15 protein-coding genes are annotated in these 16,220 nt (G+C 42.6%); 11 read left to right on the plus strand and 4 right to left on the minus strand.

Annotated features, from left to right (window positions below):
* The first annotated feature begins 12 nt into the window (after positions 1-12).
* From C6Y02_RS10180 to C6Y02_RS10190, 3 genes are all read left to right on the plus strand, one after another.
* Positions 13-768, plus strand: coding sequence for an SDR family oxidoreductase (locus tag C6Y02_RS10180; protein WP_106031186.1), 756 nt, complete (start codon positions 13-15; stop codon positions 766-768).
* Positions 769-834: 66 nt separating this feature from the next.
* Positions 835-1,518: a metal-dependent hydrolase gene (locus C6Y02_RS10185; RefSeq protein WP_106031187.1), complete on the plus strand. Its 684-nt coding sequence runs from the start codon at positions 835-837 to the stop codon at positions 1,516-1,518.
* Positions 1,519-1,665: 147 nt separating this feature from the next.
* A complete protein-coding gene (locus C6Y02_RS10190; RefSeq protein ID WP_106031188.1) occupies positions 1,666-2,988 on the plus strand; it encodes a CBS domain-containing protein in 1,323 nt (440 codons plus the stop codon).
* A 67-nt stretch (positions 2,989-3,055) separates the two neighbouring features.
* Here the strand turns inward: C6Y02_RS10190 and C6Y02_RS10195 are convergent, their stop codons facing one another.
* Positions 3,056-3,358: a YtpI family protein gene (locus tag C6Y02_RS10195; RefSeq protein WP_003216665.1), complete on the minus strand. Its 303-nt coding sequence runs from the start codon at positions 3,356-3,358 to the stop codon at positions 3,056-3,058.
* 147 nt (positions 3,359-3,505) lie between these two features.
* Here C6Y02_RS10195 and C6Y02_RS10200 point away from each other — a divergent pair, with 147 nt between their 5' ends.
* Entirely contained in the window at positions 3,506-4,447 is a 942-nt protein-coding gene (locus C6Y02_RS10200; protein WP_034661858.1) for a DHH family phosphoesterase, read from the plus strand.
* 51 nt (positions 4,448-4,498) lie between these two features.
* Here C6Y02_RS10200 and C6Y02_RS10205 read toward each other — a convergent pair whose 3' ends face one another.
* From C6Y02_RS10205 to ytrH, 3 genes are all read right to left on the minus strand, one after another.
* Positions 4,499-4,684 (minus strand): YtzJ family protein, encoded by a 186-nt coding sequence (locus tag C6Y02_RS10205; RefSeq protein ID WP_003216400.1) that lies wholly within the window; start codon positions 4,682-4,684, stop codon positions 4,499-4,501.
* Between the two features lie 109 nt (positions 4,685-4,793).
* The gene (gene ytrI / locus C6Y02_RS10210) at positions 4,794-5,297 is read right to left on the minus strand and encodes a sporulation membrane protein YtrI (protein ID WP_034661857.1); all 504 of its coding nucleotides are present in this window, start codon (positions 5,295-5,297) and stop codon (positions 4,794-4,796) included.
* Complete coding sequence (gene ytrH, locus C6Y02_RS10215) at positions 5,294-5,635, minus strand: sporulation membrane protein YtrH (protein ID WP_034661856.1); 342 nt, start codon at positions 5,633-5,635, stop codon at positions 5,294-5,296. The genes ytrI and ytrH overlap by 4 nt, the downstream gene beginning before the upstream one ends.
* Before the next feature lie 137 nt (positions 5,636-5,772).
* Between ytrH and dnaE the strand changes: the two genes are divergently transcribed.
* The 7 genes from dnaE to C6Y02_RS10250 all read left to right on the plus strand — a co-directional run bounded on the left by dnaE (position 5,773) and on the right by C6Y02_RS10250 (position 16,205).
* Complete coding sequence (gene dnaE / locus C6Y02_RS10220) at positions 5,773-9,108, plus strand: DNA polymerase III subunit alpha (protein WP_106031189.1); 3,336 nt, start codon at positions 5,773-5,775, stop codon at positions 9,106-9,108.
* A gap of 141 nt (positions 9,109-9,249) precedes the next feature.
* On the plus strand, positions 9,250-10,482 hold the full coding sequence (gene ystJ / locus C6Y02_RS10225) for an NADP-dependent malic enzyme (protein ID WP_034661854.1): 1,233 nt from the start codon (positions 9,250-9,252) through the stop codon (positions 10,480-10,482).
* 304 nt (positions 10,483-10,786) lie between these two features.
* Positions 10,787-11,662 (plus strand): acetyl-CoA carboxylase, carboxyltransferase subunit beta, encoded by an 876-nt coding sequence (accD, locus tag C6Y02_RS10230; protein ID WP_034661853.1) that lies wholly within the window; start codon positions 10,787-10,789, stop codon positions 11,660-11,662.
* A complete protein-coding gene (gene accA / locus C6Y02_RS10235) occupies positions 11,647-12,624 on the plus strand; it encodes an acetyl-CoA carboxylase carboxyl transferase subunit alpha (RefSeq protein WP_106031190.1) in 978 nt (325 codons plus the stop codon). The genes accD and accA overlap by 16 nt, the downstream gene beginning before the upstream one ends.
* Before the next feature lie 341 nt (positions 12,625-12,965).
* The gene (gene pfkA / locus C6Y02_RS10240; protein ID WP_106031191.1) at positions 12,966-13,925 is read left to right on the plus strand and encodes a 6-phosphofructokinase; all 960 of its coding nucleotides are present in this window, start codon (positions 12,966-12,968) and stop codon (positions 13,923-13,925) included.
* Positions 13,926-13,952: 27 nt separating this feature from the next.
* Positions 13,953-15,713, plus strand: coding sequence for a pyruvate kinase (pyk, locus tag C6Y02_RS10245; protein ID WP_034661851.1), 1,761 nt, complete (start codon positions 13,953-13,955; stop codon positions 15,711-15,713).
* A 102-nt stretch (positions 15,714-15,815) separates the two neighbouring features.
* On the plus strand, positions 15,816-16,205 hold the full coding sequence (locus C6Y02_RS10250) for an FxsA family protein (protein WP_060596983.1): 390 nt from the start codon (positions 15,816-15,818) through the stop codon (positions 16,203-16,205).
* Positions 16,206-16,220 lie beyond the last annotated feature (15 nt).

Raw genomic sequence — 16,220 nt, forward strand, 5'->3', positions numbered from 1 at the left:
GGAGGAGATTGTGTGCGACACGCATTAATAACAGCGGGTTCTAAAGGACTTGGCAGGAAAGTCACCGAGTCTTTACTGAATATGGGGTATTCTGTGACAGTGAATTATCGAAGTGATGATGAAGCTGTCCGGCAGATGAAAGAAGAATTGCAGGAATACGAAGAAAAGCTTCAATTTGTCCAAGGTGATGTGACAAACAAAGAAGATTTAAGAAACATGGTAGAGCTGGCAGCAGAGCGATTTGGGCGGATCGATGCCTTGATTAACAATGCCGGGCCTTATATTTTTGAACGAAAAAAACTAGCGGATTATTCCGAAGATGAATGGTATCAAATGATGGAAGGCAACCTATCTGCTGTGTTCCATTTGTTTCGAATGGTCATCCCGATGATGAGAAAGCAAGGCTTTGGCCGCATCATCACATATGGCTTCCAAGGTGCAGACCATGCGCCAGGATGGATGCACAGATCAGCCTTCGGAGCAGCAAAAGTGGGGCTGGCATCATTGACGAAAACCATTGCGATTGAAGAAGCCGAAAACGGCATCACAGCCAATATGGTTTGCCCAGGCAAAATCGTTGGAGACATGAAAGAATCCACAATAGAAGAAGCACGCCAGTTCAAAGACGATGAAACGCCGATTGGCAGGTCTGGTACTGGAGAGGATATAGGACGTATCATCTCATTTCTATGCGATGACCGTTCAGACCTCATTACAGGGACAGTTATTGAAGCAACAGGTGGTCTTAACGTGATTCACAGGCACTAAGTTTTTCAGCTTTTTATACAGGGAATAGATGAAATGAGATCAAATTCGAAAGGTGGATATACTCACATGAAAGCTACATATCACGGACATTCAGTCGTACACATTGAAACAAAAGGATACCATATTTGGATTGATCCATTTTTAAATGGAAATAAACACACAGATATCAAGCCGCAAGATGTCAAAGCGGATGTCATTTTACTGACACATGGGCATGGAGATCACCTCGGTGATACCATTGAAATCGCTAAAAACAATGACGCGCTCGTTGTCGCGCCAAACGAACTTGCCGTTTATTTAAGCTGGCAAGGGGTGAAAACGCACCCGCTTCATATCGGCGGCGGACGTGAGTTTGAATTTGGTAAAGTCAAGCTCACGCAAGCGTTCCATGGTTCAGCTGTCATTGATGAAGATGCAAAAACGATTACGTATACAGGCATGCCATCAGGTATTTTATTTACTGCAGAGGGCAAAACGATTTATCATGCTGGAGACACTGCGCTCTTTTCAGATATGAAGCTGATCGGTGAGCTGAATCATATTGAGCTTGCATTCCTTCCGATCGGTGATAACTTCACGATGGGACCGGACGATGCAAGAATCGCTGCCGAATGGCTTCGGGCGAAGCAAGTCGTGCCGATTCACTACAGCACATTCCCGCCGATTGAGCAGGACCCGCATGCATTTGCAGACAGCCTGCATGGCGGCGTTGGTCATGTGTTAAACAGCGGAGAATCGATTGAGATTTAATCATCCTAGCAAAAAGCCGGCATTCCAATGCCGGCTTTTTTTGTTTACGTGTATCGTGCTGAAAAAAAGACAAATTGCTATTAAAAGCCTCCTGCCCTTATAATGAAACTTAGATGAAAACGCTGAAAACAAAAAGGGTGAACGGGATTGGCGACAAAGCATGAACAAATTTTATCGTATATTGATTCATTAGATGTCGGAGAGAAAATCTCTGTCCGGCGTATTGCGAAAGAAATGAAAGTGAGTGAAGGGACCGCTTACCGGGCCATCAAGGATGCTGAAAATAAAGGATTCGTCAGTACGATTGAACGAGTTGGTACCATTCGGATTGAACAGAAGAAAAAAGAAAATATTGAAAAGCTGACATATGCAGAAGTGGTCAATGTTATTGATGGACAGGTGCTTGGAGGACGAACGGGCTTACATAAAACATTAAACAAATTTGTCATCGGTGCGATGGAGCTTGATGCGATGATGCGCTACACGGCAGCTGGAAACCTGCTGATTGTCGGAAACCGGATCAATGCACACAGACAAGCATTAGAGGCAGGAGCAGCTGTGCTGGTCACGGGCGGCTTCTCAACAGATGATGAAATCATTCAGCTCGCAGATGAGCTTGAGCTGCCGATCTTATCGACAAGCTACGATACATTTACCGTAGCAGCTCTCATAAACCGAGCCATTTATGACCAACTAATAAAAAAAGAGATTGTGCTTGTGGAAGATATTTTAACGCCGATCGAACGGACGGTGTATTTATCACCAGAGGATAAGCTTGAAAAATGGTATGAAAAGAATTATGAAACTGGCCATGGCCGTTTTCCGGTCGCAGACGACCAAATGAAAATTCACGGAATTCTCACCTCAAAGGATATCGCGGGGCATGACCGCTCTACACCGATTGAAAAGGTGATGACGAAAAATCCACTGACAGTCATTGGAAAAACCTCTGTCGCCTCTGCTGCTCAAATGATGGTATGGGAAGGCATTGAGGTGCTGCCAGTCGTAGATGATTATGCGAAACTAATTGGGATGATCAGTCGTCAGGATGTGCTGAAGGCGCTTCAAATGATTCAAAAGCAGCCGCAGGTCGGCGAAAAACTGGATGATGTTGTCTCAAGAGGGTTTAAAGATACCGATACAGATAAGCCAAAGGCAGATGCGGTGTATCAATATGAGGTCACACCCCAAATGACAAACCAGCTCGGAAACATTTCATATGGAGTGTTCACGCAAATTTTAATTGAATCCGCCAACCGCTTCTTAAAGTCTCATAAAAAAGGGGAGCTGATTGTCGAAAGTCTCTCTGTCTACTTCTTAAAACCGGTTCAAATGGAATCCACGATACAGATCAAGCCGAATATTTTAGAAGTAGGCCGCAAGTTTGGAAAGCTGGAAGTGGAGGTATATCATCAATCGAATATCGTAGGGAAAGCGATGCTGATGGTGCAGCTGATGGAGAGAGGATAATCGTAAAAGGGCGATGACGAAAATGACAAAGGGCTAAAATAAACATCATTTTAGCCCTTCTCTCTTATTATGCGTGATCTTTTTCGCCTTCCTTTAAAAAGAGCGGAAGGTAATGCTTGTAGGCTTTATATCCAGCCCACGTACTGCCGATACCGACAGCAACAAAAATAAATCCAATGACAAATGCGAGTGACGAGCGGTTTAAAAATAATTGATTCACACCGAAGAGCAGGACAAAGCAGCCAAGTGCCATACTGGATTTAGCCGACCAGAATTTCTTTTCGACTGGGCGGTTCGTACGGACATTCTTTGCTTTGTAGTATAAATAAAACATGGCAGAACAAATAATAAACACAATCAAAACAAGCATGTGCCAAGCCTCCATTGTAAGTGGTTACAACCCTATTTTAAACGTAAATAGGCTTGCTTACTAGAATAAATTGTCTATTCCTCACTTTTCCGTCAGGATAGATTATGATTTAATAATAAAAAGAGTATCGGATAAGAAGGAGTTTTTATGAAAAAAGAACTGATTAGAACCATATCATTATATGACACCATCATCATTCATAGACATGTAAGACCAGATCCTGATGCGTATGGATCGCAGTGCGGCCTTACGGAAATCTTGCGTGCCACCTATCCAGAAAAAAATATTTATGCGACAGGAACCCCGGAGCCATCCCTTTCATTTTTGTATGAACTTGATGAGGTTCCGGATGACGTGTACAAAGATGCCCTTGTCATTGTCTGTGATACAGCCAATCAAGCAAGAATTGACGATCAGCGCTATTCAATGGGCGATAAGCTGATGAAAATTGACCATCATCCAAATGAAGATCCGTATGGTGATTTGCTTTGGGTGGATACAGAGGCAAGCTCTGTGAGCGAAATGATTTATGAATTGTATTTAGAGGGGAAAGAAGAAGGATATCAGCTGAATACAAAGGCGGCTGAACTCATTTATGCCGGCATTGTAGGAGACACAGGCCGCTTCCTTTTCCCAAACACGACGAAAAAGACGCTCAAATATGCTGGAGAGCTTATTGAATATCCATTTTCATCTTCAGACCTTTTCAATCAATTGTATGAGACGGACTTGAATGTCGTGAAATTAAATGGCTATATTTTTCAACATATTTCTTTGTCAGAGAATGGGGTCGCCTCTGTTTTCATTAAGCGCGATATTTTGGAATCGTTCCAAACAACAGCGCAGCAAGCCTCACAGCTTGTTGGGACACTTGGAAATATTGCAGGGATTAAGGCATGGGTCTTTTTTGTGGAAGAAAACGATCAGATTCGTGTTAGATTCCGCTCGAAAGGCGTCGTCATTAATACCATTGCGAAAAAATATCATGGCGGCGGCCACCCGCTTGCAGCTGGTGCGTCTATTTATGATTGGGCCGTGGCAGATGAGATTTTGCGTGATTTAGAAGAAGTATGTAAATCATCATCATGAGAGAGGGGGGCTTCAAGTCCCCTCTCTCTTTTTTTGTCATGGAGAAAAGGGTTACTTGCATACAGGGATAAACCAGCAGCCGATGTCAGTTGAATCTTCATAGGCTTGGAGATTTTGATGCTTTAATTCTTTTTTAATTAAATGAGCCATCATTTCTGTCTCAGCATAAGCACACATGCCGTCTTTGATCCGGCTTGCTTTGTCTCGTGCCATTTGACGATAGCTATAAACCTCCATTGTCCTCACCTCTTTCTGTTTTAGATCTCGTTCTACTTTTAGTGTATAAAAATAATGAGGGAAAAGCGATCATTGAGGGCAGAAATTCATAAAAATTCCACATGATCATTTATTCAGCAAATGAAATGCGCACTTCAAGTGAAAGCTTCGTATAAATCGTCAGCTCTGTCACTTTGGCGCGGTATGCCTTTTCCCGAATGGTATATTCTTTGTTTTCCACCGTCCGTTTTAATAATTCCTTTGTTTTATAGACACTTTCAATATCCTTTGTAATGACCTCTGAGATATCCTCTTTGACCTGATCTTCAAATTTCAGCGTATCTGGCTCTGGGATTTTATATTGCTCACGATTGACGAGATGGACATCTACGCTTTGGATCAGCAGCCGCTGTTTATTATCCTCATTTAACTTATGCAAATCTTCCCGATAGAGTGTGATTTGTTCTTTCAGACTGTCCATATGGTGCTGCTGGCTTCTAAGCTGTGTCACCTGCTTTTCCTGAAAGGTTCCGTATGTAAAGAGGAAAATGAGCCAGCTCACAATCGCGCCAAACATCATCCCTGCAAAAAAACGCTGCCAGCCTGGACGTTTGTACAGCTCCGGCACCCTCATGATGACACATGCTCCTGTGTGAGCCACGTAATAATGAGATAACCTGTTTGTGCACCGCCCATGGCAGAGACAATTAATAAAATCTGCTTGAAAATATCACGCGTGTTCCCTTCGAAAATGCCTCTTTCAAAGCTATAAACGGCATCAAAAGTTCCACCGATAGCTGCGACAAGCGCCCAAATCTTTAAACGGTTGGCAAGACTCGTAATAATGGATAAAGGCGGCTGACCAGATAAATAAGCACCAACACCACCTATGATGGCACCGCCCAAAATGACCCCAAGAGCAATAAAATAACAGCTAATAAAATTCGGAATAAAAGCTTCCTTCACATCCATTGTGTCCACCTCACTCTATTCAATATATGGTGTGTGCGGGACAAGTATGAACGGACAGAAAAGAAAGAACATTTGTTTCTCACCGCATCGCGTTTTATAATGAAAGAATGACTTTAGACGAAAGGAGTGGATTAAGCATGTCTTATGTTCATCTTCAGGTCCACAGTGGATACAGCTTATTAAGCAGTGCGGCAAAAGTAAAGGAGCTCGTGCTGAAAGCGAAAGAACTTGGCTGCAAGGCGCTCGCTCTTACCGATGACCATGTGATGTATGGAACGGTTGAATTTTATAAGGAATGTAAAAAACATGGCATCAAGCCGGTCATCGGTTTAACAGCTTCTGTCTTCATAGATGAACAAGAGACAGAGGCTTATCCCTTGGTACTCCTTGCCAAAAACAATGAAGGCTATCAAAACTTGATCAAAATCAGCAGTGTGCTGAAATCAAAATCAAAAGCTGGACTGAAAGAAAAATGGCTGAAAAGCTATCACCGCGGGCTCATTGCCATTACGCCAGGCGCTTCTGGCTACATTGAAACGCTGCTTCAGCATGATCAGATAGAAGAAGCGCATGATGCGGCGAAACAATTGAAAGATATTTTCGGTGAGGGACATGTGTACATCGCACTTCAGCCATTTCAGCAAGACGAATCGCTTGCCGGTAAACTCAGGGACGTCTCAAAAAGTGCGGAGATTCCTCTTGTTGCGACGGGAGATGTCCACTATATCAATCGAGAAGACAAAACCGCCTATACGTGTTTAAAAGCCATTAAAGCAGGGCAGCAGCTGTCAGAGATTGAGGAAGACCGAGGAGAAAAGCATTTCAGAACCCTTGAAGAAATGAAGGAATGGTATGCGCAAGATGAGGAGCTGCTGACAAGAACGGTGGAGATCGCAGACCGCTGTGAAGTCGATTTAAATCTTGGGCAGACAAAACTCCCTTCCTATCCGACTCCTGATCAATCAACAGCAGATCAGTTTTTACGCAGAGTGTGCGCAGAAGGGATGAAGCAAAGAAAGATTGCTTCAAATGATACGTATGTGAAAAGACTTGAGTACGAACTGAGCATTATCCAAAAAATGAATTTCAGTGATTATTTTCTCATCGTGTGGGATTTTATGAAGTATGCCCATGATCAAGGCATTGTCACAGGGCCAGGACGTGGATCGGCAGCAGGGTCACTTGTTGCGTATGTATTGTTTATTACAGATGTTGATCCGCTCCGTCACGGTCTGTTGTTTGAGCGTTTCTTAAATCCTGAGCGAATCAGTATGCCAGATATTGATATTGATTTCCCCGATACGAGAAGAGATGAAATCATTTCTTATGTAAAAGACAAATACGGAGACATGCATGTGGCACAAATTGTCACGTTTGGAACACTTGCAGCAAAGGCGGCCTTAAGAGATGTTGGACGTGTGATGGGGATTGATATAAAGGCTGCGGACCGTCTTGCAAAGCTGATTCCGTCAAAGCCAGGAACGACGCTGAAAGAAGCGGTGACTGCATCCCCTGAATTAAAAATGATGCTCCAGCAATCCGAGGAGCTTCGAAAGGTCTTTCAAACCGCTTTAAAGGTTGAAGGCTTGCCAAGACATACCTCGACACATGCAGCCGGCGTTGTGCTGAGCGAGGAGCCGCTGACAGAGGTCGTTCCAATTCAAGACGGCCATGATGGTGTGTATTTAACGCAGTATGCGATGAATTATTTAGAAGATCTCGGACTTTTAAAGATGGATTTCTTAGGACTAAGAAACTTAACCTTAATTGAATCCATTAAAAACCAGATTGAAAGACAGGAAAACGTCCACATTAACTTTAGTGACATTTCATATGAAGATCAGAAAACATTTGAATTGTTATCAGCGGGAGATACAACTGGGATTTTCCAGCTTGAATCACAAGGAATGCGTCAGGTGCTGAGACGCCTGAAGCCCTCTAGTTTAGAAGACATCGTGGCGGTCAATGCCCTCTACCGTCCAGGTCCAATGGAGAATATCCCGCTCTTTATCGACCGAAAGCACGGCAGAGTCAAGGTCTCTTATCCGCATCCTGATTTGTATGACATTTTAAAGGACACATATGGGGTCATCGTCTATCAGGAGCAAATCATGCTGATTGCGGCGAAGATGGCAGGCTTTCAGCTGGGTGAGGCAGATCTATTAAGAAGAGCAGTTTCGAAGAAGGATAAAAAGGTCCTTGATGAAGAGCGAAGCCATTTTGTTGAAGGATGCCTAAAAAAGGAGTATCCTGTTAACATTGCAAATGACGTTTATGACTTAATCGTCAAATTTGCAAACTATGGTTTTAATAGAAGCCATGCTGTTGCATATAGCATGATTGGCTTTCAGCTTGCTTACTTAAAAGCGCATTATCCGTTATATTTTATGTGCGGACTTTTAACGAGTGTGATTGGAAATGAAGACAAAGTCGCTCAATATTTCTATGAGGCAAAGGAAAAAGGGATATCTGTGTTGAAGCCTTCTATTAATAAGAGTGAATTTCCATTTACGGTTGAAAAAGGGGAGATCCGCTATAGCTTAAGAGCGATCAAAAATGTCGGAGTGTCAGCTGTAAAGGATATATACAGGGCAAGACAGGAAAAGCCGTTTGAAGATTTATTTGATTTTTGCGCAAGAGTATCAGCAAAGAGTGTCAACCGAAAAACGATTGAAGCGCTCATTTTTTCAGGGGCGATGGATGAGCTTTATCCAAATCGTGCTTCGTTATTGGCATCAATAGATATTGCATTAGACCACGTGTCATTTTTAAATCCAGATGATCAACTGGACTTTCTGGGGGATACAACCTTCTCCATTAAGCCAAAATATGCGGAGATAGAAGAACTGCCGCTTGTCGATCTCCTGCAATTTGAAAAAGAGGCACTTGGGTTATATTTATCAAATCATCCTGTACAAACGTACCGAGATCGCTTAAGAGAGAATGGTGCAGTGGAAATCATCAGACTTTCTTCCTATATAAAGCGAAAGATCTCAATGGGTGGTCTTTTGACAAAAGTGAAATCGATTCGGACAAAAAATGGACAATCGATGGCATTTGTCACATTTGGGGATGAAACGGGAGAAATGGAAGGCGTCGTCTTTCCAGAGCAATTTAGAAAGCTGTCCCCCTTACTTGAGGAGGGCGCCATGCTTTATGTTGAAGGCAGAATAGATGTCAGAAATGACAGCAGCCAAATCATCGTGCAAGAAGCCGTTCTGCTTGAAGAGATGGGCACACAAAGAAAAGAGTCTGTCTACATTCGGGTGAAAGAAGAAAGCCATACGCAGGAACTGCTAGAGCAAGTAAAGCGGGTGATCTCGATGCACAGCGGAGAAGCAGATGTCTATTTGTATTATGAGAAGCAAAAAAAGACAGTGAGACTTCCAGATGCATACAAGGTTCATGCAGATCATGCTGTGATTTTCCAGTTAAAAGAGCTGCTTGGTGAACAAAACGTTGTGATTAAATGATGACAAATCACCTGAATATGTTTTACAAATTCACCTATTGTGTTATCATTTTAAAGATTCTGTGTATTTAAAACTGCCAGTATGTGCTTATCAACTTAGCAATTCATTAAATCATTTTCCACTTGAAGGAGTGTTCATCACATGTCATTAAGAGAAGAAGCATTACATATGCACAAAGAGAATCAAGGCAAACTCGAATCAAAATCAAAAGTACAAGTGAAAAATGCAAAAGACTTGAGCTTGGCTTACTCACCTGGTGTTGCAGAACCATGTAAAGATATTTATGACGACACAAGCAAAGTGTATGATTATACAATGAAAGGCAATATGGTCGCTGTTGTCACAGACGGAAGCGCTGTTTTAGGGCTTGGTAATATTGGGGCAGAAGCATCTCTACCAGTAATGGAAGGAAAAGCTGTATTATTCAAAAGCTTCGCGGGCGTTGATGCCTTCCCAATCGCGCTTGCGACAAACGATGTAGACAAAATCGTTGAAACAGTAAAGCTTCTTGAGCCAACGTTTGGCGGTGTCAACCTTGAAGATATTGCAGCTCCAAACTGCTTCATTATCGAAGAGCGCTTGAAAAAAGAGACAAACATTCCAGTGTTCCACGATGATCAGCACGGAACAGCGATTGTCACAGTAGCAGGACTTGTAAATGCCCTGAAACTGTCTGGAAAATCAATGTCCTCCATCAAAGTGGTGGCAAACGGCGCTGGAGCAGCGGGAATTGCGATTATCAAGCTTCTATATCATTTCGGTGTACGTGATATCATCATGTGCGATACAAAAGGCGCAATTTACGAAGGCCGCCCGAACGGTATGAATACAGTGAAAAATGAAGTCGCTAAATTCACGAACCAAGACCGTAAAGAAGGTTCATTAGAAGAAGTCATTGAAGGTGCAGACGTCTTCATCGGGGTTTCAGTAGCAGGCGCTCTAACAAAAGAAATGGTTGGAAAAATGGCAAAAGATCCTGTCATCTTCGCTATGGCGAATCCAAATCCAGAAATCATGCCAGAAGATGCACATGCAGCAGGTGCAAGTGTTGTAGGAACTGGCCGTTCTGACTTCCCGAACCAAGTGAACAACGTACTGGCATTCCCAGGAATTTTCCGCGGAGCATTAGATGTACGTGCAACTCACATTAACGAAGAAATGAAAATTGCAGCCGTTGAAGCGATTGCTTCTCTTGTTTCAGATGAGAAATTGTCAGCTGAATACGTCATCCCTGAACCATTTGATGCACGTGTAGCACCAGCGGTAGCAAAAGCGGTAGCAAAAGCAGCAATGGAAACTGGCGTTGCAAGAATCAAAGTCGATCCAGAAGCAGTCGCTGAAAAAACAAGAAAATTAACGATTATCGGCGAATAATCAATTGGAAAAGTGTGCACGTTCTTTCTGAAATTGGAGGAAAGACGTGCACCATTTCCTCTCTTACGCGAAAATTTTTTCATCCGGAATGATATTTTTTTGTAGACGTTCACAATTCACATATATCAACTGCTCAGCGCCCCAAACACATACTCATTTCTCATCAATTCCCCATTGAAAAAATTGAATGAAGGATGACAGCGTTTGACAAAAAAAGTACAATAGTTTCGGTACAGTTATGACATGTCCTATAATAGTGGATGTGCGTGTAAAGAAAAAACCCTTCAAAAAGGGAGGTAGTCATTTGTCAATCAAAAATATTTTCAGTAAAAAGAAAAAATATGCATCTGTACCCTCTGAACAGGCAAGCCAAGATGTGCCTGAAGGCATCATGACCAAATGTCCGCAATGTAAAAAAATAATGCTCACCAAAGAATTAGATAAAAATTTACGTGTTTGCATGAATTGCGGCAGACATTTGCAAATGAATGCAAAGCAGCGTATTGATAGCCTTGTAGACGAAGGCACATTTGAAGAATTTAACGGGCATCTGATCTCAGAAAACCCGCTCGGATTCCCAGGCTACGAAGAAAAGCTTGAGAAAGACAGAGAAAAAACGTCTTTGAATGAAGCCATTGTCACAGGTCAAGGTGAAATTGAAGGCCAGCGTGCTGTGATCGCTGTCATGGATGCCACGTTCCGTATGGGCAGCATGGGCTCGGTTGTTGGTGAGAAGATCACACTGGCGATTGAGAAAGCAAAAGCGGACAAGGTGCCATTTATCATCTTTACTGCATCGGGCGGAGCGAGAATGCAAGAGGGGATCCTCAGTCTCATGCAGATGGCAAAAACAAGCTCAGCATTAAAACTGTTCAGCGAGGACCAAGGTTTGATTATCTCTGTGATGACGAACCCAACAACTGGCGGTGTATCAGCTAGTTTCGCGTCTCTTGGTGATTACAACTTTGCAGAACCTGGTGCTTTAATTGGGTTTGCAGGCCGTAGAATCATTGAACAAACAATCCGTGAAGACCTGCCAGAGGACTTCCAAACGGCTGAATTTTTAATGAAGCATGGACAGCTGGATGCTGTCATTCATCGTGCAGAGATGAAAGAAACACTAGGCCGAATCTTAGCATTACACAGCACAGGAGGTGAACGAGAGTGGCTGGAGAACTAGAATTTGAAAAACCTGTCATTGAACTTCGAGCGAAAATTGATGAACTGAAAAAGTTCACACAAAACTCAGAAATGGATTTAAGTGCAGAAATTGAGCGCCTTGAAACACGTCTGAGCAAGCTTGAAGCAGACATTTATACAAATTTAAAGCCGTGGGACAGAGTACAGATTGCTCGTCATGCGATGCGTCCAACAACTCTCGATTACATTCAAGAGCTGTTTGACAACTTTTTCGAATGTCATGGTGACCGTTTCTATGGTGATGATGAAGCTATTGTTGGAGGAATCGCCACGTTTAAAGGGCTTCCTGTCACAGTCATTGGCCATCAGCGCGGAAAAGACACAAAAGAAAACTTGCGCCGTAATTTCGGAATGCCTCATCCAGAAGGCTACCGTAAAGCGCTGCGCTTGATGAAACAAGCAGATAAATTTAATCGCCCGATCATTTGCTTTATTGATACAAAAGGAGCTTATCCTGGGAAAGCAGCTGAAGAACGCGGACAAAGTGAAGCAATTGCGAAAAACCTATTCGAAATGGCAGGACTTCGTGTACCGGTTGTCTGTATTGTCATCGGAGAAGGCGGAAGTGGCGGCGCACTAGGCTTAGGCGTAGGAAACCACCTATACATGCTAGAGAATTCAACGTATTCAGTGATTTCACCTGAAGGTGCAGCAGCACTGCTCTGGAAGGACTCATCACTTGCGAAAAAAGCTGCAGAGACAATGAAAATTACCGCTCCAGACCTAAAAGAATTAGATATTATAGATGATGTTATTAAAGAAGTGCAAGGTGGAGCACACCGAGACGTGAAACAACAAGCAGCCTACATTGAAAAAACATTAAAACAGTCACTTACATCTTTGCTCAAACTAACACCTGAAGAACTAGTCGAACAAAGATATCAAAAATACAAAGCAATCGGGAAGGTATCGGTTGAAAATCAATATATTGGGGTAAACTAAATAAACGTACAGCCTTTTTGGCTGGCGTTTATTTTTTTCATCCTTTTTCATGAAAACCGTCCTCATGTAAGCGCTATTTGAAAATAATTTTCTTTTGTTTTCATAAAATTTGAAACGTCTGAAAACCTTGATATGATAAGCTTTAGAAGGATCGATCTTCCTCGTTTTTGAAAGAATTGCTTTCATGACTTTCTTAACTTTTGTTTAAAAACGGTTTATTTAATTGTATAATAAGTACGGTTTTAGAAATACGTATTGAAAACATCCGGTTTTGCTCATGATTGTTTTCAAGCAGTGGAAATGGTATGTTTAATTCATATATGGTCTCTGAGGTGAAAAAGATGAAGCGTATAGGAGTTTTAACGAGCGGTGGGGATTCCCCAGGAATGAATGCAGCTGTGCGCGCAGTTGTAAGGAAAGCGATTTACCATAATGTTGAAGTTTACGGTATTTATAATGGATATTCAGGTCTAATTAACGGTAAAATTGAGAAACTTGAAATAGGTTCAGTTGGCGATATCATTCATCGTGGAGGAACAAAACTTTACACGGCAAGATGCCCTGAATTCAAGACAATTGAAGGTCGTGAAAAAGGCATTGAGAACTTAAAAAAATTCGGTATTGAAGGACTTGTTGTGATCGGCGGAGACGGTTCATTCATGGGAGCGAAGAAATTAACTGAGCTCGGTTTTCCATGTGTAGGTGTCCCGGGTACAATCGACAACGATATCCCAGGTACTGATTTCACTATTGGCTTTGATACAGCACTGAATACAGTCATTGACGCCATTGATAAAATTCGTGATACAGCCACATCTCATGAACGTACATACGTAGTGGAAGTAATGGGAAGACATGCTGGTGATATTGCTCTTTGGTCAGGTCTTGCAGGCGGAGCCGAATCTATTTTGATTCCTGAAGCAGACTATGACATGGATGAAATTATTGCGAGGTTAAGAAGAGGGCACGAGCGCGGCAAGAAGCACAGTATCATTATCGTCGCAGAAGGCGTAGGCAGCGGTGTTGAATTTGGTAAGCGGATTGAAGAGGAGACAAGCCTTGAAACCCGTGTATCTGTCTTAGGACATATTCAGCGCGGAGGTTCTCCAAGCGCATTTGACCGAGTACTGGCAAGCCGTTTAGGAGCATACGCAGTAGAACTTCTTCTTGAAGGAAAAGGCGGACGCTGTGTGGGCATTCAAAGCAACGAACTCGTTCACCACGATATTTTAGATATCTTAGATAAAAAACATACAGTCGATCAAAATATGTACCGACTTTCACAAGAGCTCTCTATATAAAACGAGAAGACCTTAGGAGGAACAGTAATGAGAAAGACAAAAATCGTTTGTACAATCGGTCCAGCAAGTGAAACCATTGAAAAGCTGACTGAATTGATTGAAGCAGGAATGAATGTAGCCAGACTAAACTTCTCTCATGGAGATTTTGAAGAGCATGGTGCACGCATTGAAAACATTCGTAAAGCAGGTAAAACATTAGGCAAGGACATTGCGATCCTTCTTGATACAAAAGGTCCAGAGATCCGTACACGTACAGTTGAAAACGGCTCAATTGAGCTAGTCGCTGGTGCAGATCTTATCGTGAGTATGGAAGATATTGTTGGAAATACGGAAAAAATTAGTGTGACGTATGAAGATTTAATTGATGATGTAGAAGTGGGCTCAACGATTCTATTAGATGATGGTCTTATTGGTTTAGAAGTGAAAGAAATTAACATGGACCGCAAAGAAATCGTCACAAAGGTCATGAATACAGGCACGCTCAAAAACAAAAAAGGTGTAAACGTACCAGGTGTAAGTGTGAACCTGCCAGGTATTACAGAAAAGGATGCCAATGATATTCTGTTCGGAATTGAACAAGGCGTCGATTTCATCGCTGCTTCTTTTGTTAGACGAGCTTCTGATGTGCTTGAAATTCGTGAGCTTCTTGAAAAGAATAATGCGGCTGACATTCAAATCATTCCTAAGATTGAAAACCAAGAGGGTGTTGATAACATCGATGAAATCCTTGAGGTATCAGATGGTTTGATGGTTGCGCGTGGAGATCTTGGTGTAGAGATCCCGGCAGAAGAAGTACCGCTTGTTCAAAAAATGCTGATCAAAAAATGCAATCGTTTAGGCAAACCTGTCATCACAGCTACCCAAATGCTTGATAGCATGCAGCGTAATCCTCGTCCAACTCGTGCGGAAGCAAGTGACGTGGCAAATGCCATTTTTGATGGCACAGATGCGATTATGCTTTCTGGTGAAACAGCAGCAGGAACATATCCAGTGGAAGCTGTACAAACGATGCATAACATTGCATCACGTTCAGAAGATGCACTCAACTATAAAGCAATTCTTTCTCGCAGAAGCGAAGAAGTAGAAGTCAGCATTACAGATGCCATCGGTCAATCTGTTGCACATACAGCGATGAAGCTTGACGTGGCAGCGATTGTGACACCTACGGAAAGCGGTCATACAGCGAGAATGATTTCAAAATATAGACCAAAAGCACCAATCGTAGCGGTCACAGCAAACGAATCAGTAGCAAGAAAGCTGTCTCTCGTATTCGGTGTATTTGCAAAGAGCGGATCAAAAACGACGTCTACTGATGAAATGCTTGAGAATGCAGTCGAGAAGTCGATCGAAACGGGCTATGTGAGACATGGCGATTTAATCGTCATTACAGCTGGTGTGCCAGTTGGTGAAACAGGTACAACGAACTTAATGAAAGTATATGTTGTTGGTGACATCATTGCGAAAGGTCAAGGAATTGGCCGTAAATCTGCATTTGGACCGGTTGTCATTGCACAAAGCGGAAAAGAAGCAGACGAAAAAATGTACGATGGTGCGATTCTTGTCGCAAACTGTACAGACCGTGATATGATGGGTGCTTTAGAGAAAGCATCTGCCTTGATCACTGAAGAAGGCGGCTTAACAAGCCATGCAGCAGTCGTTGGACTCAGCCTTGGTATTCCAGTGATTGTGGGTCTTGACAGCGCAACAACACTGCTAAAAGAAGGCGAAGAGATCACAGTAGATCCGGCACGCGGAGCGATCTACAAAGGCCGTGCAAGCGTCCTTTAAATCATACACACGAGGGGAGTTATCTGACTCCTCTCTTTTTTTATGTTACACTAAAAAAAGTAAAACAGCTTTCGATGAAAGATACCCCATGAGGTGATATGGTTGAAAAAATATTTGCTACTATTATTGATTCTGTTCCCTGCAGTGGAAATCAGTTTATTTTTAATATCAAGTAAAATTATTGGCATTTTGCCAACGATGCTGATGATCGTGCTCACGAGTGCACTAGGTGCTTATTTTGCAAGAAAGCAAGGAATCGAAGCTTTTCAAAAAGTGCAGAGAGATTTACAGTATGGTAAAATGCCAGGCATAGCGATTGTCGATGGTTTTTGCATTCTGATTGGCGGTCTGCTGCTGCTCATTCCCGGCTTCTTATCGGATATCATTGGTGCGCTGCTACTCATTCCGATGACGAGAAAGCAAATCAAGCCGCTCTTTGAACGCTGGCTTAGAAACATGTCTAATCGCAATCGCTATACGATTATTCGCTAAAGAGACCTTGAGCTC

The organism is Bacillus sp. NMCC4 (assembly GCF_002998555.1).
GTDB lineage: Bacteria > Bacillota > Bacilli > Bacillales > Bacillaceae > Bacillus.

What these genes read in the sequence shown, in the direction of transcription:
- C6Y02_RS10185 (WP_106031187.1), top strand. Translation starts at nt 835, where the DNA reads ATGAAAGCTACATATCACGGACATTCAGTCGTACACATTGAAACAAAA.
- C6Y02_RS10195 (WP_003216665.1), bottom strand. Translation starts at nt 3,358, where the DNA reads ATGCTTGTTTTGATTGTGTTTATTATTTGTTCTGCCATGTTTTATTTA.
- C6Y02_RS10200 (WP_034661858.1), top strand. Translation starts at nt 3,506, where the DNA reads ATGAAAAAAGAACTGATTAGAACCATATCATTATATGACACCATCATC.
- C6Y02_RS10205 (WP_003216400.1), bottom strand. Translation starts at nt 4,684, where the DNA reads ATGGAGGTTTATAGCTATCGTCAAATGGCACGAGACAAAGCAAGCCGG.
- ytrI (WP_034661857.1), bottom strand. Translation starts at nt 5,297, where the DNA reads ATGAGGGTGCCGGAGCTGTACAAACGTCCAGGCTGGCAGCGTTTTTTT.
- ytrH (WP_034661856.1), bottom strand. Translation starts at nt 5,635, where the DNA reads ATGGATGTGAAGGAAGCTTTTATTCCGAATTTTATTAGCTGTTATTTT.
- dnaE (WP_106031189.1), top strand. Translation starts at nt 5,773, where the DNA reads ATGTCTTATGTTCATCTTCAGGTCCACAGTGGATACAGCTTATTAAGC.
- ystJ (WP_034661854.1), top strand. Translation starts at nt 9,250, where the DNA reads ATGTCATTAAGAGAAGAAGCATTACATATGCACAAAGAGAATCAAGGC.
- pfkA (WP_106031191.1), top strand. Translation starts at nt 12,966, where the DNA reads ATGAAGCGTATAGGAGTTTTAACGAGCGGTGGGGATTCCCCAGGAATG.
- pyk (WP_034661851.1), top strand. Translation starts at nt 13,953, where the DNA reads ATGAGAAAGACAAAAATCGTTTGTACAATCGGTCCAGCAAGTGAAACC.